Annotated in this window: 23 protein-coding genes and 1 pseudogene; 6 read left to right on the top strand and 18 right to left on the bottom strand. The window is 59.3% G+C overall.

Annotated elements, in window-relative coordinates; translation table 11 throughout:
• The 4 genes and pseudogenes from PQU92_RS14175 to PQU92_RS14160 form a co-directional block, all read left to right on the top strand.
• Positions 1–447: a molybdenum cofactor biosynthesis protein MoaE gene (locus tag PQU92_RS14175; RefSeq protein WP_272748903.1), complete on the top strand. Its 447-nt coding sequence runs from the start codon at positions 1–3 to the stop codon at positions 445–447.
• Between the two features lie 2 nt (positions 448–449).
• A complete protein-coding gene (gene mobA, locus PQU92_RS14170; protein WP_272748902.1) occupies positions 450–1,004 on the top strand; it encodes a molybdenum cofactor guanylyltransferase in 555 nt (184 codons plus the stop codon).
• Between the two features lie 63 nt (positions 1,005–1,067).
• Complete coding sequence (locus tag PQU92_RS14165) at positions 1,068–1,751, top strand: hemerythrin domain-containing protein (protein ID WP_272748901.1); 684 nt, start codon at positions 1,068–1,070, stop codon at positions 1,749–1,751.
• Positions 1,752–1,797: 46 nt separating this feature from the next.
• Positions 1,798–2,324, top strand: a pseudogene (locus PQU92_RS14160) (Mu transposase domain-containing protein); the annotation flags it as partial.
• Positions 2,325–2,364: 40 nt separating this feature from the next.
• Here PQU92_RS14160 and PQU92_RS14155 read toward each other — a convergent pair.
• Positions 2,365–3,306, bottom strand: a complete 942-nt coding sequence (locus PQU92_RS14155; RefSeq protein ID WP_272748900.1) for an IS110 family transposase — start codon at positions 3,304–3,306, stop codon at positions 2,365–2,367.
• Between the two features lie 241 nt (positions 3,307–3,547).
• On the opposite strand from PQU92_RS14155, the gene PQU92_RS14150 reads away from it, so the two are divergent.
• Positions 3,548–3,754: a LysE family transporter gene (locus PQU92_RS14150; RefSeq protein WP_272748899.1), complete on the top strand. Its 207-nt coding sequence runs from the start codon at positions 3,548–3,550 to the stop codon at positions 3,752–3,754.
• A gap of 28 nt (positions 3,755–3,782) precedes the next feature.
• Here PQU92_RS14150 and PQU92_RS14145 read toward each other — a convergent pair whose 3' ends face one another.
• Together PQU92_RS14145 and PQU92_RS14140 are read right to left on the bottom strand one after the other, a co-directional pair.
• A complete protein-coding gene (locus PQU92_RS14145) occupies positions 3,783–4,196 on the bottom strand; it encodes a hypothetical protein (RefSeq protein WP_272748898.1) in 414 nt (137 codons plus the stop codon).
• A gap of 156 nt (positions 4,197–4,352) precedes the next feature.
• A complete protein-coding gene (locus PQU92_RS14140) occupies positions 4,353–4,736 on the bottom strand; it encodes a hypothetical protein (protein ID WP_272748897.1) in 384 nt (127 codons plus the stop codon).
• Positions 4,737–4,956: 220 nt separating this feature from the next.
• Between PQU92_RS14140 and PQU92_RS14135 the strand changes: the two genes are divergently transcribed.
• Positions 4,957–5,310, top strand: a complete 354-nt coding sequence (locus PQU92_RS14135) for a hypothetical protein (RefSeq protein WP_272748896.1) — start codon at positions 4,957–4,959, stop codon at positions 5,308–5,310.
• A gap of 3 nt (positions 5,311–5,313) precedes the next feature.
• On the opposite strand, the gene PQU92_RS14130 is transcribed toward PQU92_RS14135, so the two are convergent.
• Genes PQU92_RS14130 through PQU92_RS14060 form a run of 15 tightly spaced genes read right to left on the bottom strand, consistent with a single transcriptional unit; the run spans position 5,314 to position 22,059 of the window.
• Positions 5,314–8,256, bottom strand: coding sequence for a conjugal transfer protein TraG N-terminal domain-containing protein (locus PQU92_RS14130; RefSeq protein WP_272748895.1), 2,943 nt, complete (start codon positions 8,254–8,256; stop codon positions 5,314–5,316).
• A gap of 9 nt (positions 8,257–8,265) precedes the next feature.
• Positions 8,266–9,651 carry a conjugal transfer protein TraH gene (locus PQU92_RS14125; protein ID WP_272748894.1) on the bottom strand — a complete coding sequence of 462 codons (1,386 nt, stop codon included), beginning with the start codon at positions 9,649–9,651 and terminating at the stop codon, positions 8,266–8,268.
• Between the two features lie 10 nt (positions 9,652–9,661).
• On the bottom strand, positions 9,662–10,582 hold the full coding sequence (locus PQU92_RS14120) for a conjugal transfer protein TraF (RefSeq protein WP_272748893.1): 921 nt from the start codon (positions 10,580–10,582) through the stop codon (positions 9,662–9,664).
• Between the two features lie 4 nt (positions 10,583–10,586).
• Entirely contained in the window at positions 10,587–12,410 is a 1,824-nt protein-coding gene (gene traN, locus PQU92_RS14115) for a conjugal transfer protein TraN (protein ID WP_272748892.1), read from the bottom strand.
• On the bottom strand, positions 12,407–13,138 hold the full coding sequence (gene trbC, locus PQU92_RS14110; RefSeq protein ID WP_272748891.1) for a type-F conjugative transfer system pilin assembly protein TrbC: 732 nt from the start codon (positions 13,136–13,138) through the stop codon (positions 12,407–12,409). The genes traN and trbC overlap by 4 nt, the downstream gene beginning before the upstream one ends.
• Positions 13,128–14,138 carry a conjugal transfer pilus assembly protein TraU gene (gene traU / locus PQU92_RS14105; protein ID WP_272748890.1) on the bottom strand — a complete coding sequence of 337 codons (1,011 nt, stop codon included), beginning with the start codon at positions 14,136–14,138 and terminating at the stop codon, positions 13,128–13,130. Before traU ends, trbC begins: the two co-directional genes overlap by 11 nt.
• A complete protein-coding gene (gene traW, locus PQU92_RS14100; protein ID WP_272748889.1) occupies positions 14,135–14,767 on the bottom strand; it encodes a type-F conjugative transfer system protein TraW in 633 nt (210 codons plus the stop codon). The genes traU and traW overlap by 4 nt, the downstream gene beginning before the upstream one ends.
• Positions 14,767–15,273 carry a S26 family signal peptidase gene (locus tag PQU92_RS14095; protein ID WP_272748888.1) on the bottom strand — a complete coding sequence of 169 codons (507 nt, stop codon included), beginning with the start codon at positions 15,271–15,273 and terminating at the stop codon, positions 14,767–14,769. The genes traW and PQU92_RS14095 overlap by 1 nt, the downstream gene beginning before the upstream one ends.
• A complete protein-coding gene (locus PQU92_RS14090) occupies positions 15,257–15,730 on the bottom strand; it encodes a TrbI F-type domain-containing protein (RefSeq protein ID WP_272748887.1) in 474 nt (157 codons plus the stop codon). The genes PQU92_RS14095 and PQU92_RS14090 overlap by 17 nt, the downstream gene beginning before the upstream one ends.
• Positions 15,714–16,031, bottom strand: a complete 318-nt coding sequence (locus PQU92_RS14085; protein WP_272748886.1) for a purine-cytosine permease-like transporter — start codon at positions 16,029–16,031, stop codon at positions 15,714–15,716. Before PQU92_RS14085 ends, PQU92_RS14090 begins: the two co-directional genes overlap by 17 nt.
• Positions 16,012–18,759, bottom strand: a complete 2,748-nt coding sequence (gene traC, locus PQU92_RS14080; protein ID WP_272748885.1) for a type IV secretion system protein TraC — start codon at positions 18,757–18,759, stop codon at positions 16,012–16,014. Before traC ends, PQU92_RS14085 begins: the two co-directional genes overlap by 20 nt.
• Positions 18,756–19,202 carry a TraV family lipoprotein gene (locus PQU92_RS14075; protein ID WP_272748884.1) on the bottom strand — a complete coding sequence of 149 codons (447 nt, stop codon included), beginning with the start codon at positions 19,200–19,202 and terminating at the stop codon, positions 18,756–18,758. The genes traC and PQU92_RS14075 overlap by 4 nt, the downstream gene beginning before the upstream one ends.
• Positions 19,195–20,010, bottom strand: coding sequence for a DsbC family protein (locus PQU92_RS14070; RefSeq protein WP_272748883.1), 816 nt, complete (start codon positions 20,008–20,010; stop codon positions 19,195–19,197). The genes PQU92_RS14075 and PQU92_RS14070 overlap by 8 nt, the downstream gene beginning before the upstream one ends.
• Positions 20,011–20,017: 7 nt before the next feature.
• Positions 20,018–21,346, bottom strand: a complete 1,329-nt coding sequence (locus PQU92_RS14065) for a TrbI/VirB10 family protein (protein ID WP_272748882.1) — start codon at positions 21,344–21,346, stop codon at positions 20,018–20,020.
• Positions 21,346–22,059 carry a type-F conjugative transfer system secretin TraK gene (locus PQU92_RS14060; RefSeq protein ID WP_272748881.1) on the bottom strand — a complete coding sequence of 238 codons (714 nt, stop codon included), beginning with the start codon at positions 22,057–22,059 and terminating at the stop codon, positions 21,346–21,348. Before PQU92_RS14060 ends, PQU92_RS14065 begins: the two co-directional genes overlap by 1 nt.
• Positions 22,060–22,061: the final 2 nt, after the last annotated feature.

The raw sequence follows: 22,061 nt of genomic DNA, 5'->3' as shown, positions 1-22,061 counted from the left end.
ATGACATCATCGATCCATGCCGAAATCAAAGTTTCCCGTCTCAACATTGAAGACGCTATGGACTTCGCTGACCGCGCCGAGAATGGCGCCTGCGCACTCTTCGTCGGACGCGTGCGAAACCACAATCTCGGCAGGCCTGTAGACGGCGTATCGTATGATGCGTTCGATGATCTTGCCAGAAATACGCTGCGCGAGATTTGTACGGAGGCTGTCAGTCGCTTTGGGGAAGACCTGACCTGTTTCGTTGAACACTTCAAAGGCTTCCTGCCAATCGGCGGTATCAGTGTCATTATCGCGGTCGGCTCCCCTCACCGTGACAGCGCCTACCGGGCCAATCGATACATAATCGAAGAGCTCAAAAAACGTGTGCCGGTGTGGAAGGAAGAGCACTACACCGACGGCCAGCCGGAATGGCTTGAGGGCCAATCCGTCGAACCAGATCGATAGACATGATTACGGGGATCGTCCTGTGCGGCGGCAAGTCGCGCCGCATGGGCAGTGATAAAACGGAAATGTTGTTCGGTGAAAAAACCTGGCTCGAGCATGCCTGTGACACACTCGCAGAAGCTGGCGCGGCACATATCGTTTGTGCGGGCAGACCGGACGTCGAGCTCGGCGTTTTTGATGTGGTGGAAAACTGTGGACCTGTGGCAGGCATCTGTTCGGCTCTTTCTGGTCAGGAAGCGCTTCAAGATCTGGTCATCGTGGTGCCTGTCGATATGCCGACTTTGTCCGCCCCTGACCTTATAGGTTTGGCTGAGCAAGCTCAGTCGTCAAATCGGCCGACGTTTTATCTGGGCAGTCCCCTGCCCTTTGCTTGCCCAACGCAATTGTTGAGCGAACGGGTTATTCAAAACGCGCTAGGCCGGTTACATGCAGGCGAGACCTTATCTGTTCGCGCTTTTCTTTCTGAACTTGGCTCGGTCACTATCCCATTCGACGGGCGGACTGCGCTCAAAAATTTTAACACCCCAGAAGATTTGAAGTCACTGCCGCACTATTGACCTCGATCAAGTACGCTGAAGTTGCCTCTAAGGTACTCTTCTCCCGACATGAGGAGAATAGATATGGAATGGTCATCGCGTACTCTTGCGGAAATCGTTTCGGAAAACCCCCGCACACTGCGTTATCTGCAGGAAAACGGTTTTGACGTCCTGAATGAAGGATTCCAGGAGCTGGGCCTTACAGCAAAGCACAACAGACAAGACCTCAACGCTGTGATCGAACATCTCAAGCCGCTGCTTCAAAGCGATAGCGTGCCAGCCACGGACTGGCGTCAGAAAACCGCATCGGAGATTGTTGCGCATATTGTCGACCGTTTTCACGACACCCATCGCTCGCAGATGGCCGACCTTATCGCTCTGTCAGAGCGCGTTCTCTCCGTTCACCCGGATCATCCACAATGTCCGCATGGGCTGACCGAATACCTTCATGCCATGTTCGAAGATCTCTTCATGCACATGATGAAAGAGGAGAACATGCTATTTCCGATGCTCTGCAACGGAGCGCTCCCGATGGCTCAGGGTCCTATCCGCGTCATGCAGATGGAACACGTCCAGCACACGGACGCCCTCAAGCAACTGAAGGTCCTGGCCAATGATTTCATACCGCCGGCCGAAGCGTGCGGAACCTGGCATCGCCTCTATACCGAACTCGAAAGACTCTACGACGATCTCTTGATGCACATTCATATAGAAAACAACGTGTTGTTTGTGGGGGATTACAAACAGACGGTCGCCGCCGTCGGCTAATTTGGCCTTGCTCTGACTCCATCAGTCCAAGATGATCTCCAACGGGAAGAATAACAGCGGCGTCGCCCATGAGAACGGCGGCATCGAAAGCGTTCACGGTCATCTCAAAGCAGCCGTCGAGGACGCGGTGCTGCTGCGCGGATCCTGCGACTTCGATGACTTGGCGGCCTACCGTCGCTTTATCGATGAGGTGGTCGCGCGTCGAAACCGGCGCCATGGCGCCCGCATCGATACGGAACGCGCGACATTGCAGCCGCTGCCTGACCGCCGGACCACGGATTACGAAGAGGTCATCGTCACGGTGACGTCGACCAGCAGCTTCACCTTTAGGAAGGTGTTCTACACCGTCCCGTCGCGACTGATCGGCCATCGCTTGCGGGTTCGGCGTTACGTGATCGGCTGGATGTGTTTGTGGGCGGCACCCACCTCATGACGCTGCCGCGTGGGCGGTCGAAACGCAACGGCGCCCATGGCCACGTCGTCGATTATCGCCACATCATCCATAGCCTGCGCCGCAAGCCCATGGCCTTGCTTAATCTGGTCTACCGCGAGCAGTTGTTCCCCCGCAAAGCCTAGGCCCGGACTGTTGATTTCCGCTGAGTATCCGTCTTGATCAAGTGGTCTTATGATGCCACGCGCCGTTTCTGGCTATGCAGGCATTGGCGACGATTAGAAGCTTCCTCATGATCGCAGTGAGCGCCACCTTCGCTGGCTTGCCCGCGGCTCTTAGCGCTTCATATTTCGCTTTTAGATCTGGGTTGTGTCGGCAGGCGACTAATGCCGGCATATACAGTGCATGACGTAACGCCCGTCGCCCGCCAGTGATTTTGGACGCACCGGTCCAGATGCCAGATTGCCGCGCCATAGGAGCCAGGCCAGCCAAGCTGGCGGCTTGCTTGCTTTCAATTTCGCCAAGTTCCGGCATTTCTATGAGCAGGGTTAGTGCCGACTTGTCAGAGATGCCTGGGATGGTTTTGAGCAGACGTAGTTTCGCTGCGAAGCTTTCGTTTTGACTGGCGAGACCTAGCAAGGCTTTATCAATCGATGCGAGCTGGAGGTTAATTTGACGCAATCGGGCGGCATTTTGTGCGAGGAGAAGGTTGGATTTTAAGGTCTTACGCCGCGTCAGAGTGGCCGTTCGATCTTTAGACAGGCTGCGGCGCGCGACCAATAATTCTTTCATTTCGTCAAGTCGTTGATCGAACGGTTTTGACGGCTTGGATTCAAGCGCGATACCCATCCGTGCGAGAAGTGCCGCGTCCACGCGATCTGTTTTTGCGAGTTTTCCAATGGCCTGCGCAAATCTACGCGCCCTGTAGGGATTGACCTTCGTATACGGCATCCCTCGCGCTGATAGCGCCTGTTCGAAGCTCTTATGATAGGCGCCGGTAGCTTCAAAAACGATGCGAGCGATGGCTCGGTTACCAAGCCAATTAAACAGATCAACAAAGCCAGTTGCTGTGTTGGTCAGTCGTGTTGCTTCTCCGGTTGGCAGCATAAATACGTCGAGATGGTCTTTCGAAACGTCGACTCCAATGTTAAAAATGACGGTCATTTCCACTACCTTTTCTTGTCGTCCGGGCCCTACGCCCAAGTATCCGTTCAGGTCGAAAGGAAATGGCGGAGACGATCTTACTCAGCGGCGGTTCTGATTACCAAGAACTGACACGATCCGTTCTCCGCCCGCCGCCGCTTGTGTTGCGGAGCACTGCGGCGGCGGTCACATCTTGCCAGAGGTGACGCCAAAATCATAAGACAAGAACTGACCCTTAGCCCGCCAAGTGGGTCAGTTCTCAGTGGAAATCAACACGCAGTTTCCACAGTTTGCCATCTTGATCGTGACATTCGCGATGATCGAGGCCTTTTGGTACGTCGTTTATGGTCTGGGCGGACAAAAGCTTGCGACGTATTTGAAGCAGCCGTCACTGAACAAGCTGTTCAACCGCCTCACCGGCACCCTATTTTTTGGGTTTGGGGTCATGCTTCTGAAGGCAAAACACTGAAGTCTGGCGGCTACGGCAGGGCACGACGTTAGGACGGTATATTTCGGGCGAGCAGCCATGCACGCGCCTCTGCCGCCGTTTGAACAATCTTGAATTCTCGGCCAGGCCACAGTTCCTGGTAACCGTCCATGCGCTCAAAAATGAGTGGGTTGATCGAAACGATAGCAACGCCTCGGCCATCATCCTTGCGCTCAACAGCCTCCATCCAGATATCTGCGAACGACTCCAACTGTTCCCAAGGAACAAATCCGTCGAATTCAGACATGTCAGCTATGAGATCATAGTTCCACGGCTCGGAAAGACCTTGGAATGTTTCCAGTATAACATTAGGCAAATTAATATTCGGATTTAAACTGGGGTAGCGAATTTCAACAACATGATGGTCGTGATCAACATAAACTTGGTACTTTGAAAGTTCGGCAACATCTAATCGATCAATCATCTAACTGTCTCGAAATCATTAGCGAGAACGCGCCTTACTTTATCGTTATGGTTGCGGCCGACGGCGTGTGAACGCTAACAGTTCCATCCGCAAAATCTTTCACCTATTGAGTGAGTTATCTCACTGGATACCAAGATTACCCGCCGTACACGCCGGCTACTTCCGACGCCGCTTGATCATTTCGCCTTTGGAAAGGCGGAACCCCGCCGGCAAGTTGATGACTGCCCCTCCGTCATCGCATATCTCACACACGCATTGCACTGCCCCAAACGCGGTAGCCGGTGCCAGTTGAACAGCATCGAGGATGAGACCTCCGCCCTTCCCGGCTGAGGCAAGCTGCCAGTCTGCTTCGCTGTCGGGTACGATACGAATACGCGCCCGACCTGTAGTCTCTGCGAATTGAATTTTGGCCGTCGCCACGCGCCAGCCGAGCTTGTCGACGAGCGGTTTGCCGAAGCGAATGACGATACGGTCCAAAAGGCCAGTGACCTCGACCTTGGGTTTCAGGTCTTCGTTAGAGACGAGATCGAGCCAATCCATTTACACTCCCGAAAATAGAGCTTCGCATATGCGGCAACTCATTCGATCTGCACAGAAAATAGATGTTTGTGAAACGAAATCAATCACTGCTTGATTGGCATGATAAAGCACGATCGAGAGGTTTTGATCAAGAGCGAAAATGATAAAAACTCGCGCTTGAATAGCAGCGCCAGTCCGTCTATATCTCGGAACAAGTCAAGAACCGATGGGAGGGGCCGATATGACCGACGCAAACGATCCGAAACTGTCTCCAGAAGCGGTCAAAATGCTGAACGAGATGGCGGCTGCCCGTACGTTGGGTGTCAATTTGAGCCCGGAAGCTCAAGCCAATCTCGAAAAGCTTTCGAACTTCCACCTGACGCATACCTATCAAGCGCACAAAAACTCTTACCTGATTATGGCTTTAGTTTTATTGGGATTGGGAGCAGGAGCCATCCTTTTCGGTTTGGACTCAATTCTGCGAGACCCACCGACTGATCCCACCGCAGTAACCGCACTTGTCATAATGGGAATGATCCCGGCGGGCTTCGTATTTGGTGCCCGGCATTTCTGGAAGCTGTACCAAAAGCTGTAACGGTTAATTGTCCTTATTCTTTGTTCGTTTGGACAACGTTCGCACCGCATGGAGCGGAGTAAGACCTGGGATAGCAGCCGAGATTGGTGAATCGACAACTTTCTCAAACGTCTCTCGCCCATTATCCACGATAGATTGCTCCGTATCAATGGATTGCCCTTTCAATCTGTTCAACTCGCCTTCCACCCCTCCGCGGCCGCTGCGGACATGTGTCCCGGCGGTGTTCATCATCTGATCAACACCGCCAGCAATCCCACTCCAGCTTAAATCTCCCGAACCCGACGGCGCTTCGCCCTCGACTGCTGGTGTGGCTTTCGAAGTGGATTTTGCTCGGGAACGGCGGGGCGTCCCTGCTGCGCTTGCAGACGTACCGCCATCACTCTGCATCGTTTCGATTTCTCTGGCTGATCGATAGTCCTTGTCGTCCAAGGAGCCGGCTCGCCGTAGGTCTCGCTCGACCTCGGCACTGTCAATTGGCTTCGGCTGCGCGACACCCGTCCAATCGGCCCTGAGGCTCGTGTCGCCAATCTGGTCTGCCTTCCAGTCGAAATACTCCATGCCGTAGGCGCGCCCTGTCTGAAGCGCCTGCGGGGAAACGCCGGCGGCGATTTCGCTTGCCGACATCCGGTCGATTCCCTTCGTGTTCACCAGCCAATCGTAAAAGGCTCGGGTCTCGTCCGACGAAATCGATTCCCCGGAATTCTGGACGTTCGATTTTTCGGCGCTCAGACGGTTGCCCGCGTTTTGATAGGCGTCAGCCGTGTCACTGATCGACCGCGTGCTGGTCCAGGTCGTGGCATCGACGTCTCGCCCACCTTTCCCGGTCGCGCGGAACGACGAATACGATTGCTGGGCCTGATCGGTCGCAATACGCTGGTAGGTATCGGTCAGGGACTGGTTAAACCGTTGGTCCAGGCCAGCGTCTCGACCACTGGACTTCGACTCCGTGCCCGTCGTCTGACCCGTCTTGCTGGCATTGGCGGTGACGGAAGCACCCAAATCCAGGCCTTTTAATTTTCCGCCAGGTGCGCTGAGACCCGCCTGAGCGCCGACGCCCATGCTGCCGGCCGCGATCTGTGCTTTCGCCTCAGACTCGCTCTCGCCGTATCGGGTCTGGCGATATTTCACGGCCTCATCGGCGATGGAGAGCATCTGACCGATTTGCGCCTGATGGCCGCTGTTATTGGAGTTCCGCCATTCCTTTCCCTGCGACCAGTTTGAGAAGGCCTCTTTAATCTGAGAATTTGCCACCGAAGAACCGACCTGCACCGAATGGCGAAGGCCTGTGCCGGTGTCCTGGTAGGATTGGCTCGTTCGTCCAAGGCTTTCCGACCAGCCCTGGTTCGACAGGAGGCCCGTCGCCATCTTCGAGGTGTTCGCCACCATGCCGGTTGAACCGTTCGCACCGTAGAAGGTCTCGTTGCCGTAGCCGTCGACGACACGGGCATTGCCGTTGTCGTGCCGAGCGCTGGTGACCTGCTGGTTGCCGTGGACGTTGTTGAAGCTCGCCGTATCGAGCGTGACATTGCCGTAGCTGAAATTCCCCGTCGTCTGCGAGGATGCCGCCGATTCCGCGCCGGACCTAAAATTGCTCAGCAGGGTCTCCCCCTGCGCACCTACCGCCATGGCGCCCTTGGTCAGCATCCCAGCGATCACCGGGATCATCAGCATCATCGAGCCGGCCAGCGCGCAGACGTCATCATTGGCTTTCGACACCGCGTCCATGTTCATCAGGTTCAGTTCGGTTCCGGACCCCGGCAGATACATCGCCTCGGTCGAACGATTGACCGCGTTGAACATCATGATCTTATGCAGGATTACATACATCGGCCCCCAGAGCTGGAGATATACGAAGCCCGACAGATACCCCTTGATCATGCGCGGGCCGATTTCAGGGAAGAGGAAGATCGGGAAGATGGTCGGGAATATCCCGATGAACAGCAGATCGATCAGGATCTTGAGGTTCACGACGGCTTTTTCGCCGATGACGCCGAGCAGCTTTTGCGCGTTGTGGGTCTGAATTTCCGCCTGCGCAGACGCCAGAGCATCCGAGGTGGTTGGACTGTTACCCAGGCCGTCCTTCAGCATATTGGCGATGACGGCCTGGCGCAGCACATCCGTCGAGTTCTGTGACGCCACGCCCATGGATGTGAGCATGGCGCTCGATGCGCCGGCATTGCGCGTTGTCAGGCTGGCCTCAACCGCATAGGGATCAACATTGCGCTGAATGACTTTCTGCACATTGGTAAGGTCGGCCGCGATCAGCGGCGCCAGAAGTCCGCCCGTGCCGTTACCAACTTCGTCACAGGTTTTGATCTCGCTCGCTGCACCCGAATAATAGAGCATGGTGCGAGCGGGGTTCGGACTGGCTGAGATGACACCCCATAGATCGCTGGATTTGTTGAGCGCATCCGGTGCGATCGTGCCGTCGAGGATGTCGTAGAAAACGCAGTCCTGAATATAGATCTTCAGATTGACGTAGAGCTGCTGATCAATCGGGCGCGCCTCGGCGATCCGCGAATAGAGCTTCGCGCCGAACACCATGCCGTAGCGGGAATATTGCAGGTCGGCCGGGTCAGCAAAGGCTGTCTCTGTCAACTGGATGACCCGGTCCCCTACCCGGCTGACCAGAGAGGCGGTGACTCCGACACCCAGAGGCACATTCGCAACGTTCGCGTAGGTGACCGATGGATTGAGCTTGTCGGTGACCTGAATCGTCACCTTCGGCACCCACATGACGCCGTAGATGATCGCGCACATGATGTACCATTTGACGATCTTGCCGAGGTTCACATCCCAGATGGCTTTGATGATGCCGAAGATCAGGCCGAGAATCATGGCGAGCCCGATCATGGAGCCCGCCGCATCCATGCCCGTCATCAGGGCCACGGCGCTGAAGATGCTGCGATAAAGCTCGCCGCCGCCATAAACGGGTACTTCCCACATGGTTCGGCCCTAGTTCTTGAAGGTGCTGGAAAACATCAGGCTTTGCGCGATCCGCGAATTGCCCTCGGAGAAGATGATCTTCTCGACCTCGCGCGTCTTGGCGATGATCGACTCCATGGCGACGATCCGGTCCTGCACCAGAGCCTGGCGCTGGAAGAGTTCCTGCCGCACGGACTGGACATTCTCCTGCCAGTCGACCAGCAGCTTCTCGTCGACACCGACGAGGTTCTGCGACGCCGCCGTCATTTCGGCCATGTTCTGCGACATCCAGGTCAGGACGAGATCGAGGGCAATGACGTCCGAATAGCGCTCCATCTCAATGGCCGCGAACCCGCCCTGATAGGCGACCTGGACGCTCGCCATCTTATAGACGGGCAGGCTCACCAGTCCGAGGAAGGATTTCTCATCCTCGGACAGGGCCGTGCGAGAGCGGATCTTGTTGACGATCGAGACCAGCATCGCCGACACCCGGCGCTTCAGGCTTCGGTTCACGTCGAGCGTCACATCCCGGGAGTATTTGGTCACCTGCGTACATTCAGTGTTGGCACATTGGTGAACCCGATAGGTGCCGCCATCGAGGAACTTGGTTATCATGCCGTCCTTGTTGGCATCGCCCGGAATGACGTCGATGGAGGTCACCCCGCCGTTCGAGCCGATGACGACTGTCCCGGTCAGGGTCATCATGGTTAGGGCCAGCTCGGTGTCGTCGCGAAACAGGGGGTGCTTTTGAATGGCCTCCCAGGCGACATTGCGATTGACCGGCTTCTGATCCGCCGCGGCCGTTGCCGCTGTCGCTTCAGCCTGACCACCCACCCCGCATTGTTCCTTAGCCTTAGCCCAATCACTGAACAGACCACTCGTCGTGCCGACTTCAGTGCAGGATTTCGCCTGCGCGGCCTGTATCCGGTTGACCGTACCCGCCACCAGATTCTGCGCCGCCTCGCAGCTATTGATATTGACCCCATTGAGGTCCTGCATCTTCTTGAAGGCGTCTTTGATGTTCGAGCCCAGCAGTTCCGACAGCGAGTCGACCGCCATCTGGAACAGCAGGCCCAGCGCGTTTTGAGCAATGGCCTTCATTGTGGCGACGATCTGGTCGGAATTGATAAAGCTGAAGCTGCCGCCGTAAATGTCGATGCCGCCACAGCCCGATTTGACCGACGGCACGCCGACCGAGGCAATCTGAGTGTTCATCTGCGGTGCGCGGTAGCTGTAGTTGCCGAGTGTGTAATACCCCGCTGCTTGTCCCTGATAGACCGACGGTCCTGAGCCGTTGGTTGCCGTCATGGAATCCGACCAGAAATCATCCATGGCGCCGTCGACATCGGCCGTCGCCGGGGTCGCTGCCAGAAGCGTCAGGAAGATGCAGGCGCCAGCCTTCAGATGTGCTCTCACGATACCCCTCCTAAAAATCCTTGCCCGGCTCGGTGGCCAGGGTCACAAAAAGCCGGTCGGCCAGTTCATCGACCGACAGCACGCCGGCGCCCATATAGGTCAGGCACCCCTTCGGGTTACGGCACGGCCGGAGCGTGATCGTCTTGCCATCGGTCACCCGGAACGAGACTGGCTTGATGCCGTCCTTGCCGGTCGCGGTCGGCTTCTGGAAAATCATGTAGGCCGGCGTCACCGCCGAGGTCAGGCCCCAGGCTTTGAGCTGCCCCTTGTCGATCTGCGCATCCGGGAAGTGCGGGTTGGCCCCGCCGTCAGCCGAGATCGCCCTGACCGAAATCCCATACCGGGTGGCAAACTCGCGCACGATCGGGGAGGCGACGCGGCAGGGCCCGCAGTCGCCACGATAGACATAGAAGATGCCGATCTGGTCGTAGGCGGCGCGGAAGAACAGGTCGCGGTCGGTATTGCGCGCCTGAAGCCACTCGGCCTTTCCGGCCGTGTTGATCGGCCGCTGCAGGGTGTAATCCTTGTCAGGGTTCTCCCAGACCATGCGCCGCCACGTATCGGCAAACGTGCCGCCCTTCTCCAGGACCATTTGCTGATAGGCGTAATAGCGCTGAATGTTTTCGGCCGACGGGTTCCAGACGGCGATGAGGCGCGCGTCCTCCATGTCCTTCTTAAACTGCTCAGCCGCCACGAGATCGGGATGTTTGGGTGCGTCGTCACCCTTTGCCGTGGCTTTAGCCCTCGGCTTCGGTTTGGGCGCAACCGGCACTTCGCAATAAAACCACTGCCCCAGTCGACGCTCGCAATAGTCCGTTCCCGCCGCAGGCTCTGCAGGCATGGGGTCCAGCGCCTCTGAAGTTTGGGCGTGCGCCATGGCAGGGTTCAAAAATGCAATGGCTATGGCAAGGTGGTGAGCGAGTTTATTCATGGCGTCACTTCTTCGGTGAACCCGAGCCGTTCATGGCTTCGATGGAGGTGGTGATGGCGGTCACTGTCGAGGCCTTGTCGGTCTCGGCCAGCTGACCCAGCTTCTCGTTGTAGAAGTCTGAGAAATCGACATTGGTCAGGTCGAGCTTCTGGAAATCTTCGACGCTGAACCCGGCGCAGTTTGGCGACTTGGCGCTGCCCCAGCCGATGCCGAGTTGCTGGTGCCCCGCTTCCTGAATGATCCGCGCCAGGCTGTTGCCGTAACAGCAATAGGTCATGCTCTTTTGCAGACACCCGAACAGGCTATCCTTGCTGCAATAGGTGCCGACATAGTGGCAGGCCTTCTTTTTCTGGCTCTCCATCAGCTTCAGCTCATTGGAGTCGCATTCCGCCAGCCCGACATCCGTGCCCCAGCCGGAATCCTTGCAGCAGTTGGCGAAGCCCAGCACCGCCTTGCCACAGCGCAGGTCCTGCCCCTTGAAGATGGACATCTCCGCCTCGTAGGTGTTCGAGGCGGCTTTTACGGCATTCAGGGCCGATACCGCCGAGGCAATATCCTGATCGGGATCATCGACGGCTTCGATCGTCGTCGTGCCCATGACCCAGGAAGCGTCGCACACCGAGGCATCGACCGGGGTGGTCACCGCCTTCTTGCACTCGTAGACATTCTCCCAACTCTGGCAGGATGCATCACCGGACGCCGTCGCGTCGATACAGTTTCGCGTCTTGAAGCTACAACTGGCGTCGGGCGTGCAGTTACTGCCAGTGCCCGTGATGTTCTGGCAGGTGTAGCTGAAGGCCGTCGAGAAACAGGTGTCCGCCGCAAAGCCAAAGTGTGCCATGATCTCCGGGAACATGCTGGCGGTTTGTGTGCAGGTCTGGCTGCGCAAGGCGCAGGTCGGATTGGCCAGCAGAGCGGTACAGCCACTATCGCCCGTACCCAGATCCTCGAAACCGCCGGCATCGCACAGATAGTTGCGCTCTTCGCGCTCGCAAAACCCTATACCGAATTCAGATCGGCACAGGGACGACTGAAGGGTGCAGGCCGAGGTCTCACCGCAGGTCTCCTCGTACAGTCCAATATAGGTCACCTTCGACCGGCCGGTGACCACGCGGTTGCAGACGGTCGACCAGTCTGGACCGGAGCCATAAAGCGCAAGGCAACTGCCTGACCCTGTCAAATACCCGCAGCCATTGCTGGCGTCCGGCAAACCGTGGTGCATGATGGCGCGCTGACAGTGGTGAATATAGCGATAGCCGTCCGGCACCGCCCCATAGACCCCCGTCAGGCGGCTGGTGATGCAAGCCTTGGTGACTGGGTCTTTCTTGCGGAAGCCGCGTGTTACGGAGCAGCTGAAGTCGCCCTCCCCGATCATATTGCCGCTTTCGCAGGTGTAGAGGGTCGTCTCCGTGGATGACGTCGTCTGCAAATGGCAGGCGTTAGAACCGGACCCCGCCGCGCTACCTGCCGTCGCCGTGGGGTCGGCGTTGATGGCCAGGGCGTTTTTCACCCACTCCGCATTCTCATCGATACGGTTGGCGCCGAGGAAGCTCTGGTTCGACTGGATGACAGGCGTCAGGCTGTTGGACGTCGAGGCGACCATGCCATTGGCGTTCAGGTCCTCAGGCGCATCATCGGATCTGGCCTGCACGTCCGGCGCGTCACCCTGATAGCCCGGCAAGGTCTGGTATAGATCACTTGTATTGGTCGCGGCATTCGAGGCGTTGAGCGCCGCCCCGAAATCCTCGCGTTTGGGTGCCTGCGCGATTGCGAAGCTGAGAGGCAGGGCAAGGGATAGTGTAGCAGCGATGAGCAGGAGCCGGTTCATAGCGGGCTCTCCAGCCGATCCATGGCTGTGCGCGCGGCGCGCGGCGCGGCGTCGCCCTTCTCCGTCAGCACCTTCAGCGCCGTGGCCAGAGGAATATTGCCCCTGACAAGATCAAAGGGCACATCGGTTCGAACGCACTCAAGCCCGCCGTCTTCGCACGACGCCACCGGCCCGTTGGCGGCCACGAAACTCGGTACGCGGTCGATCCGGTATTGCTGGAAAACGCGCGGATCGATCAGGACGCCCGCGGCCTCCTCTTCGCTGAAGGTCTTGAGAAGAATCTGGCGCGTCGTCTTGAAACTGCCGCCGACAAACCCCCGGATGACGAGGACGGCGCCGGCCTTCTGCGCATCCGCCGACAATTGGCGCAGCGCTTCGCGGGGCATGGCCAGCGAAACGGCCACGTAGACAACCCCGCCCTCGACCTCGGCTTCGGTGTCGAAAAAGTCTATGTCGTACTGCTTGCCCAAGTAGGTCAGGCCCGTTCTTAGCCGCTCGCGATTGCCATTGGCGAGTTGGACGGCATCCTGCGTATAGCGCTTCGTTTTCTCCACCGTGCTGGAATCGAGGCCGGTCAGATCCGCCTTTATGGCGTCAGACCGCGCCTGCGCGTTCTTCACCAGATCCTCGATCTCGAAGCGATTTTCCTGAGCGGGTGTAGGACCTGACAACAGGAGAAGCGCGCAGACGGCGCAGGCAAGGGTTTTAGACTTTGGATCAGAGCGCACAGCAGTTCCTCTTCTTCCAGACGAGGTATCCGATGTCCTCCCCCTTCACCGGAATGACCTTGAGGTGTTCGTATGGCACGGTCGACTTGCCAATGGCGGTGCAGCTGAAGAGGTTCTTATGGGCCACCGGCGTCACGAGCTGAAACCGGTACTGGAGCTTGTCCATAGTCGGTTGAGGGATGGGCTGGCAAAGCGACAGGCTGCCGCGTGTCCCCCAGGCCAACAGCTCCCGGTGCAGCTTCGCCTGAAACTTCTCGGCCACATGCAGCGACCCGGTCAGCGGCCCATAGTCACCCGCCACCTGCCCCGTCATCGGGTAGAGACTGCCCTGACAGCCGGCACACCAGAAAAGCTTTTGGATCGGCCGACCGACCGTTGTCGCCGCCACGCAATCCGCGCTGCAGGCCAGCTGGGCAATCGGGTTCGCAAACAAAAACACCTCGGGATTGATGATCGCGCTCAGCTCGTCGGAATTCCACAGCGGGTCGAACTCAGTCATGTAGGCGATATCGAAACCCGACGATTCCATGCAGACGAAGTCGGTCAGGATCTGAAGCCAGGCGAGCAGCGGGTAGACATAGTAGTGGGCATGATACGCCGTGCGCGCCGCCCCGCTCTGATGCCGGTATTCACTCTTGCCCGCATAGCCAAAGCCGGGGCTGATCGAGAGCCCGCCGAGGTTCGGAAAACAGAACGGCTTTTGGGTAACGTCCATAAGACGCGACGGCTCCCAATAGCCGATGGTCAAGCCGATACGCGGGATCGGCGTGCCGCAGGCACAGATGGGGCTGGGCGGATTGGGCGCATCGATGCGAACCCCCTTCCCCCGCCAGATCGGCACCGAGCCGATGGTCAGAGGGAAGATGCAGTCCCAGCAGGGCGCGGTGATCGGGTTGACGAAACGCCCAGTGCACACTCGAAGGGCATCGGCGGGCGATGCCGCCGCCGCCCCTGAAAACAGGAGGCTGACAAAAATTGTCAGTAGCGCCACCCACCTCATAGCGCCACCTCACGGACCCTAAGCGCAGTCCCCTCCTTGGCTACGGTCGCGGGCACCTGCGTGATGCCGAACTTGGTGGTCAGCGTGCCAAGCTGGTCGAAATAGAACACCTGCTTGCGCGCGCGCATGGTGGCCATAGGCGAGCCATTGACAAGAACCAGAACCGTGCGGTCCTGACCGAACTTTTTGGATTGCGAGACAGCGAACTCGACCTGGCGCGCATCGCGCCCATCGATGAAGACCAGAACCTTATTGTAGGACGGCAGCCGCTCCAGCGGATTGATCCGCTCACCCCGACGGGCGAATACCCGCCCCTTGTCGTCGGCTATATCCTCCGGCACGACGATGGACGGATCGTAAAGCCAGGTGCGCGCCTTTACCGTGGTGACGATGCCGGGTACCGGTGGCGGGTTCTCGACCCTCTTCCGGGTCGCCTCAGCAAACTTCCGGTTCAACTCATCGATCCGGCCGTCCTTTTCCGCCTTCCTGAGCTTCGACAGAATGTCTTTCAGCAGATCCGTTTCGATGATCTCGAAGGTCGGGCCATAGGCGCCAAGATCGCCTGCCTGTGCGGGCAAGCCGGCGCAGATCGTCACCGCGATGAAGAGCGAGGCGCGCAAATGACCCATCACAGCACCGGGTAGGCTTTCCCGACCAGCCTCTTGCGGTCGATCAGTCCGATCAGCGCATAACGGCTGTCGAAGGAATCCTTATGAGGGGTGACGACGAAATACTTGTCGGCGGGTATTTTGCCGCCCGGCGACATCGCCACCGGATTACCCGTCTGATCATGGGTCTTGGCAATGCCTACCAGACGCCCACCGATCCAGAATTCGCGGCCGCGCACTTCGACGACGTCACCCGGCACGCCGACGACCTGTTTGGCGAAGCGAAACCCCGCCGGGTAATAGGGGTTTGGAGGGGCCACAAAGGCATAATAATCGCCGCGCCGCGGCGCGACCTGGTTCTTGTTCACCCAAAAAGCCCAGTTGGGCAGACTGTCGGTCTCGTTCAGGAAGAACTGGTAGTCGGACGCGATCGCGCCGCCCAGCTGCGAGACGGCAAGTGCCGCCGCCACCGACCAGATGATCTTCGCCGAGCGGCTGATCTTCGGGAGCCTATTGCGCAGGGACATCGGCGACCGTCCCCACGGCACGCGATTTCGTCGCTGCCAGCTGCGTGTTCAGTGAAGCCGCAAATTGCGGGGTAAGGTCGACATCCTCGCCTTTCAGCACGCATTCGCGCGCCAGCAGCACCATCCCACCGTCCGCTGTCAGGCGGTTAATCTCCTTCTGGCCTTCGGCCATAAAGAGCTGGGTGCGTATCTGCAGGGCTTCCGGTGATATGGTGGGATCGCTCGCCAGAGATTGGGCATAGTTGCGCGCGAGGCTGGTCAGACCGATGGTCGCGATGACCGGTCGTGTGTCGGTCATAACCCGGAACCACAAGGCGCCAGTGACCACCATGTTGATGGCCAGCAACCCAATCAGAACGTGCTGTCCACTCAGGCGCGGCAACGCGACCTTGCGTTTCGGAGCGAGCGTTGGCACCGTCGAGGGTGTTTCGGCTTCAGCTTCAGGGGAGGCTTGCATCAGGCTTCCTTTTGGTTCGTCGGCTCAGCCAGACAACGGCGAACAGGGTCAGATAGACAGCGAGGAGGAAGAGGTTGACCGGCTCGCGGGCGACGGACGTTGCGGCCACGTAGTGGCGCAGGAAGTTGGCCCATTCGTGCATCCAGGAATCCACTCGAAAACCGAAGACGACGAGCGTCAGGCCTATTGAAACAGCAAACGCGATGGCCCCGGTCTCCAATTGGTGAAACAAACCAGACCAGCTCAAATCGGGTAGATACCGGCGGGTCGCGGCCAGGGCGTTACAGAGATGCCTGCGCATGATTGCCCTCCAGTTCCCCGAAGAGGCGGTGCGCGAAAATCCGGCGCTCCCGGCTGGACATGGCGCCATAGCGCTCGATGAACGGCTTCAATTCGCCGTCACCCATCAGTAGCTCGGCTTGCCGTATCTGCGCCTTCGACCAGTGGGTCTCAATCGGGGCCTTGAACGCGACAGAGCGAACAGCCTCCTTGGCGGAATATCCGGCACTGACCAGACGCTCGATCGCGTCGAGCACTTCAGGCTTCGTCGAATATAGCGCCAGCGAATAAGGATCGAGCACGAGGCGACCGATGAATTTGGTACCGGCACCCCGGATATAGGCCTCTGAATATTCCCCTTGGGACGTAAACAGCGACCGGATCAGCTCAAGCTCGGCCTCGGAAGCCCGAAGGATACCTTCATTGGCAAAGGCATCGACGGATTCAGGCTTGAGCTTCAGAATGATGTTCCATTCCGAATTCTGGATACAAGCGCGACCACCCGCCGTTCGCTGGTAGTCTTCCAGGGACTGGGTGCCGGTGATCAGCGCCCCGCCCTCTTTCCGGCAGCGCCGCGCAAAGCCTTCGATGAACGGACCTGCCGCCCCGTCGCCCAGCAACTGCCAGGCTTCGTCGATGAACAAGGCCTTCTTCCGAGCGCGGCCGCCATGCTTCATACGCTGGCGGATAACCATCAGCAGCGAGAGAATGACGACCGCGCGCAGATCCTTCTTGGATTCGAGGGGGGAAAGCTCGAACACCGTGAAGGGATTTCTGATCTCCAGATTGGCCTGGCCGTTATAGAGTTTGCCGTAGCTGCCCCGCAGCCGGTAGGGTTCCATGGCGATCGCCATGGCGCGGCCCGGATCGCCGAAATGGGCCTCCAGATAGACCGCGACGTCCTCGATGCCGCCGTCGGCGCGCTTGGTGTCGAACACATCGACGACCGCGCGCTCGATCATGCCCAGCTCTTCTTTCAGGTAGACATCATCCCCCTTGGCCATCTGCAGCACGGTATATTTAAGGGCGTTGATCGACTCCGACCGGTACTCCTCATCGAGGTCGGCTTCCTGATAATCGACCAGCGAGAACGGATTGATGTTCAGGTCGCTGGACAGATTAAATTCGATGAACTGCCCACCCTGGATCTTGCAGGTGTTGCGAAACGAATATCCGTCGTCGAGCACGATGACATCGGCGCCGCGCCCGCGCAGGCCCCCGGCCATCTCCTGCATCAGGACCGATTTCCCCGACCCCGATGCGCCGATAACGGAGACATTGTGATTGCCGCCGCCCATCCCCTCCTCCTCATTGGAGAAGGGTGAGAAAAAGAAGGGCTGGCCCCGACGCCCGAGGAACAGCATGTCAGGTCGCTGAAACCCGCGGAACTCACCCTGGAACGGCGCGAGCATGGCCATGCAGCTGGTCGGCATCCGCCGCAGACGCTTATGGGCCTTATAGTCATCGGCCAGACCGTCTCCCATAGTCAGCGGCAGTGCCGCGAGCAGCGTCTGCAGATGCAGGACATCGGAGCGTGACAGCTCGAAGCCCCCCCCGCCCCAGACCGCACGTAGCTGGCGCTCGGCCCGGTCGGCGTCGTGCAGCGGCGTGATAGAGATGGCGAACATGCCCATATGGCAGAGCTTGGCGCCCATTGAGACGGCCTGGTTGGCCGCCGTCCAGTCATCCGCCGCACGCTGGATCGCTGGGAAGAACTTGGCAGTGGGCGACGCGGCCTGCTGGCTCGTGCGCATGGTTTTCATCTCGACCGTGGTCCTGCTCTCGTCGAGCGTCATAGGCGAAAAATAGAGCACGGTCAGATTCGAGCCGATGTTCTGAAGCTGATTGTTGAAAAAGTCGCCGATGAGCCTCGCCACAACGGCCTGCGAGGCATTTTCCGGATAGCGGACCGGCGAAAAGGCCCGAAACTCCCAGCGCTCCCGACGGCTATCCTTTGGCAGAAGGTCCTTGTCGTAAGCATCTCCGGCATAGGCCGTCGTGGCGACCAGCCGGTCGCGATATTGCGTGACGGTCGTGTCGCGCCTGACAATCTGCTGGTTAAGCCAGTCCTCCCGATCATAGGGTATGGCGTCATATACTGTCGATGAGGTCGGATTGAGCACGGCAGCGCAGAACGACAGCAACTGATCCGGCATCAGGGTGAAGGCCGCGCCCCCCATAGATGCCAAGGTGCCCTTGATCACCTCGCGCAACTCCGCCAGGGCGTCGCCGGCGGGCCCGCCCACATCGCCCTTCACCTCAATGGCCAGGATGACGCGGTAGTCGCGCATGCTGAAAGGGGCGGACTTCGAAAACGATGCCCAGATGCCGTTCATCAGGTGCTGACGCCGGTGGCGCGCCAGTTCCTCGAAAATCTCCCCACCCGCCGACCGGCTACGCGCCCAGGTGTCGACAATGTGCCCGGTACGCGGCGACGCATAGTTGATGATCTGCACATGCGCGCCATCGGGCAGGGCGTCATTGAACACCTGCGCCAGAAGCGCGTGCTGAGCGTCGGTCACGCCCAGCAGAGGGATCAGTTCCATCACGAGGCCGACGGTCGCGTCCTGTACATAGAGCTGGCGAACCTCATCGAATGACCGATAGGGCAGATAGCCGGATAGGCTCGGCGGAAACTCGCGGCTGATGCCGGTATCGACGGAAGGCATGTCGCCGAAGATGCGCTCGGCCACCAGCTTCTGCGCGCCTCGAAACACCTCCCGCCTGACCGCGTCGAAGTTCAGGTTCATGGTTTCGCCCCTGAACCGACTTTGGGGTTTTCGTCGACGTTCAGATCCGTACCGGGTTCCGGTGCGGCGGACTTGGCCGCAGGTGGCGTCAGCCACCATTGGCCCCGGCGCACGACCGCGAATATCTCGCTGCGCGCATGATAGTCGCCCTGGGCATCGACATAGGGCGCCACGACGACGCGCATGACCTGGTCGCCGTCGCGGCGCGGGTCGAAGTCGCGCGTGGCCGTGCCGGGCGCATTGGGTTCCCACCAGCGGGCCGGTTTCGCATCGAAAATGACCGCGTCGCCCGCCGGTATTTGCGGGCGATCTTTCCGCGAGTCGGTGTCGGCAATCGTGGTGCAATGATCGCCTTCGGCGATGCAGGTCCATTTGGTCGAGGTGTTGCTGGACGCGCAGGCGCTGAGTAGCAAGGGAAGGAGGACGATGAGGCGCTTAAACATTCTTGCCCTCCAGGAAGCGGATGAGATCCGGCAGGGGCAGGAAGCCCGCGTTGACCGTTCCGTCGGCACGGATGATCGCCGGCGTCCCGTTAATGCCGTTGGCCTGCGCGAAGCGCGTGTTTTCGGCTATGACCGCGTCAAACCTCGCGCAGTCGGCACCCGTCTTGATCTCGCCACCGGTGTAGGCGGCTTCCGCCGCCGCCGCCCGGTCGCCTGCGCACATGACCAGGCGCGCCTTCTCCGCCGATTGCGGGCCCAGAATGGCGATGGGGTATTCGGTGATTTCGATGTTGGTCGTGCCGGCCAGCTGGGCGAAAAGCTGGTGGCAGTAGCCGCAGCTATAGTCACCGAACACGGTCATCTTCAGCGGCGCACCTGGATTATGGATGACGGCATTGGCCTTGGGCAGGCTGACGCTGAGCTTGCCGGCCGCAGCCGTTTTCACCGGGGTCTCGACGCGCTGGCCTTCAACCGAAGTTGTGGCCGCGTCGACCGCCGCCAACTCCTTCAGCCGCTGATCGGTCAGGTCTTTGCGAGCCTTCAGGTCGAGGACTGCACCCACCACGACATAGCGTCCGTCCCGGGTCGCATAGAGGAGGTTCTTCCCCATCACGACCTCGCACAGGCCGATGGCGGTTTTGCACGAGACCGAATTGACTGTGCTGTTGGGAAAATGCTCGGCGATGCGGCGTTTGACGGTCGCTTCCGTTGCCGCTGGCTGCAAAGTGGTAACGATGCCGACGGCGGCCAGCGCCCCAAGTCCCATGACTGCTGGCAAGGCGTACCTGATGTTCAGTATGCGTCGCATAGAGCACCTATTTCTTTGAGGTTTCTTTGAAGCGGAAGCCCGAAAGGAAGACGATCTCGACGTCGATGCCGGTTGGCATCTCGATGACCGGCTGATATTGCTCGGCGCGCTTGATGTAGTAGTCGGCCAGCATGCCCCCGGCGTTGCTGACACCAGACCCGACCGAGGCTTGCCCGATCTCACTTGAACTCAATGGACGCGCATTGATGATCGAGCCTGCGTCACTTTCACCGAACCGGCCGGAGATCGTGCCCTGCACGTTCTTCTCCATCGCCTGCCCCAGACCCCGGAAAGTACCCGCGATGAAGGCCTTGGAGGCATAGTCGCCCTCACGGCGCACGACCTTGCCGCGAACGCCGGTCTTGCCCTTGTAGGTGACATAGCCCTCGACCGGCGAGGTTAGGAACTTTCCGTTTTTGCCTTCGCAGGTGATGCGCTGGAGTTTGACATAGACCTTCTCGGACGACAGCTCGGCATAGGCGGCGCCGTTGATCGTGCAGCCGCGCAGATCCGACGACTGGAACTTGCCGTCCATGCCGACTCCGAAAGCTTGAGACCTGATCCGCAGCAATACGGGCTTGGGGTCCGAATTGCCGCTCACGCCGGTCTGCATATCGACACCCACCAGCACTCTCGCGGTCGCGTAGGAATTGGGTGGGACATATTCACTCGGGTCGAAGGTCTCGATGCGATCGGTGACCGCACTCCCCTTCAGCACCGCCGGTTGGGCCCCGTTCTCGGTTCCCTCGGATGAGGTCGTGTTGAGCGACACCGTTTTGAAGGAACGCCGCGGACGCGCCGTGCCGGCGGCGTCAGTTTGGAGCGATGGTGCCGGATTTGGGGTCGGGGAAAATCCGGCACCATCTGCCGTCTCGGCGGGGTATCCGCGGGTAGGATGCGGATCGCTGCCACCTCGACGATCTCGTTCCGCCTGAAGCATTTGATAGGCTTCTTCGCGGTCCTGGAGATTGCGAGAATTGAGGGTGTCCCTCTCAGCGCTGAGGGCCGCGTTCTCGGCTTCGAGCTGACGCAACCGCGCGTCCATGTCCGAGCGTTCGGACTTGAGTTGCGCATTCTCTGCCGTCGGCGATATCGGCACACCGCTGGCGACGCTCGCCGTGCCCTTGATGCGAACCGCCTCTTCCTTGGTCAGCTTCTGCTTCGGTTTGGGGTCAGGCGGAAACACGGTGCTGTAGACCGCAAAGCCGCCAAGGACAGCCGCCACACCGATGATCGACGCCCAAAGGAGCGTCGAGTTCTTCTTGGCCTCCGCATTGGGCGAGACGACGCGCTCGTCGGTCGCCTCTTCGGCGGGCGGAGTCGAGATACCGTCCATCAGCGGGCCTCCTCGACGATGTAGACGCGGGCCTCTTCGCCCGGCGACAGCAGCTCATCGGTGATCCCGACGGCCAGCACCTGCCGGACCAGAAAGCCATCGGCGCTCAAGGTCTGCGGCACGGTCGATATGTTTTTGAAATGCAGCACAGTTCCGGCGATGCCTTCGGCATCACACCGCTCGATAGTCCAGACCCGGAAGTTCGAGGTCTGGGTCGGTTGTGCCCGGCCCTGCCGGCAGACCACACCGCCCGGCCGATCCGGATTGAACATGAGCTTGACGAAGGCGGCCATGGTCTCTGGATAGCCGTTCCGCTTGAACTGAAGGGTGACCGGGCTGGTTGCTGACAGAGTGCCTTCAAGCTTCAGCTCAAAGGTCTTGGCGGTGTCGTCGACCGGGTGAAAAGTCGCCTGCACGGTCTTTCCGCTTTCCGTCGTCAAAAATGCCGAGAAGGTTTGGCCAGACGTGTCGCCGTCGAAGCCCACATAGACGTCGCCGGTCGTCTCATCCTTTTCGATCAGGAGTTCGGCGCCGTCTCCGCCCTGTACGGTGCGCACCGTCGCAATGCGTTCGCCCTGAATGTGGACGCGCGACATTTGCGACGAGGAAACCTGCAACAGCACCTGGTCACCCTTGACATTCAGGGTCTCGGCGCCGGCTGACGCGGCCATCATCATCGCGGCGGCGCCGCCGAGCAAAAGGGATCTGATCATCG

This window comes from Asticcacaulis aquaticus (assembly GCF_028550415.1).
In the GTDB taxonomy this organism is placed as follows: domain Bacteria; phylum Pseudomonadota; class Alphaproteobacteria; order Caulobacterales; family Caulobacteraceae; genus Asticcacaulis; species Asticcacaulis aquaticus.
This window is presented reverse-complemented; position numbering and strand designations above follow the sequence as displayed.

Coding starts and splice junctions, on each gene's coding strand:
- PQU92_RS14095 (WP_272748888.1), bottom strand. CDS start 15,273: ATGTCCCTGCGCAATAGGCTCCCGAAGATCAGCCGCTCGGCGAAGATC.
- PQU92_RS14090 (WP_272748887.1), bottom strand. CDS start 15,730: ATGCAAGCCTCCCCTGAAGCTGAAGCCGAAACACCCTCGACGGTGCCA.
- PQU92_RS14145 (WP_272748898.1), bottom strand. CDS start 4,196: ATGATTGATCGATTAGATGTTGCCGAACTTTCAAAGTACCAAGTTTAT.
- traC (WP_272748885.1), bottom strand. CDS start 18,759: ATGAACCTGAACTTCGACGCGGTCAGGCGGGAGGTGTTTCGAGGCGCG.
- PQU92_RS14140 (WP_272748897.1), bottom strand. CDS start 4,736: ATGGATTGGCTCGATCTCGTCTCTAACGAAGACCTGAAACCCAAGGTC.
- PQU92_RS14075 (WP_272748884.1), bottom strand. CDS start 19,202: ATGTTTAAGCGCCTCATCGTCCTCCTTCCCTTGCTACTCAGCGCCTGC.
- PQU92_RS14120 (WP_272748893.1), bottom strand. CDS start 10,582: ATGAATAAACTCGCTCACCACCTTGCCATAGCCATTGCATTTTTGAAC.
- traN (WP_272748892.1), bottom strand. CDS start 12,410: ATGAACCGGCTCCTGCTCATCGCTGCTACACTATCCCTTGCCCTGCCT.
- PQU92_RS14065 (WP_272748882.1), bottom strand. CDS start 21,346: ATGGACGGTATCTCGACTCCGCCCGCCGAAGAGGCGACCGACGAGCGC.
- PQU92_RS14155 (WP_272748900.1), bottom strand. CDS start 3,306: ATGACCGTCATTTTTAACATTGGAGTCGACGTTTCGAAAGACCATCTC.
- PQU92_RS14165 (WP_272748901.1), top strand. CDS start 1,068: ATGGAATGGTCATCGCGTACTCTTGCGGAAATCGTTTCGGAAAACCCC.
- traW (WP_272748889.1), bottom strand. CDS start 14,767: ATGGGTCATTTGCGCGCCTCGCTCTTCATCGCGGTGACGATCTGCGCC.
- PQU92_RS14060 (WP_272748881.1), bottom strand. CDS start 22,059: ATGATCAGATCCCTTTTGCTCGGCGGCGCCGCCGCGATGATGATGGCC.
- PQU92_RS14175 (WP_272748903.1), top strand. CDS start 1: ATGACATCATCGATCCATGCCGAAATCAAAGTTTCCCGTCTCAACATT.
- PQU92_RS14070 (WP_272748883.1), bottom strand. CDS start 20,010: ATGCGACGCATACTGAACATCAGGTACGCCTTGCCAGCAGTCATGGGA.
- PQU92_RS14135 (WP_272748896.1), top strand. CDS start 4,957: ATGACCGACGCAAACGATCCGAAACTGTCTCCAGAAGCGGTCAAAATG.
- traU (WP_272748890.1), bottom strand. CDS start 14,138: ATGAGGTGGGTGGCGCTACTGACAATTTTTGTCAGCCTCCTGTTTTCA.
- PQU92_RS14130 (WP_272748895.1), bottom strand. CDS start 8,256: ATGTGGGAAGTACCCGTTTATGGCGGCGGCGAGCTTTATCGCAGCATC.
- PQU92_RS14085 (WP_272748886.1), bottom strand. CDS start 16,031: ATGCGCAGGCATCTCTGTAACGCCCTGGCCGCGACCCGCCGGTATCTA.
- mobA (WP_272748902.1), top strand. CDS start 450: ATGATTACGGGGATCGTCCTGTGCGGCGGCAAGTCGCGCCGCATGGGC.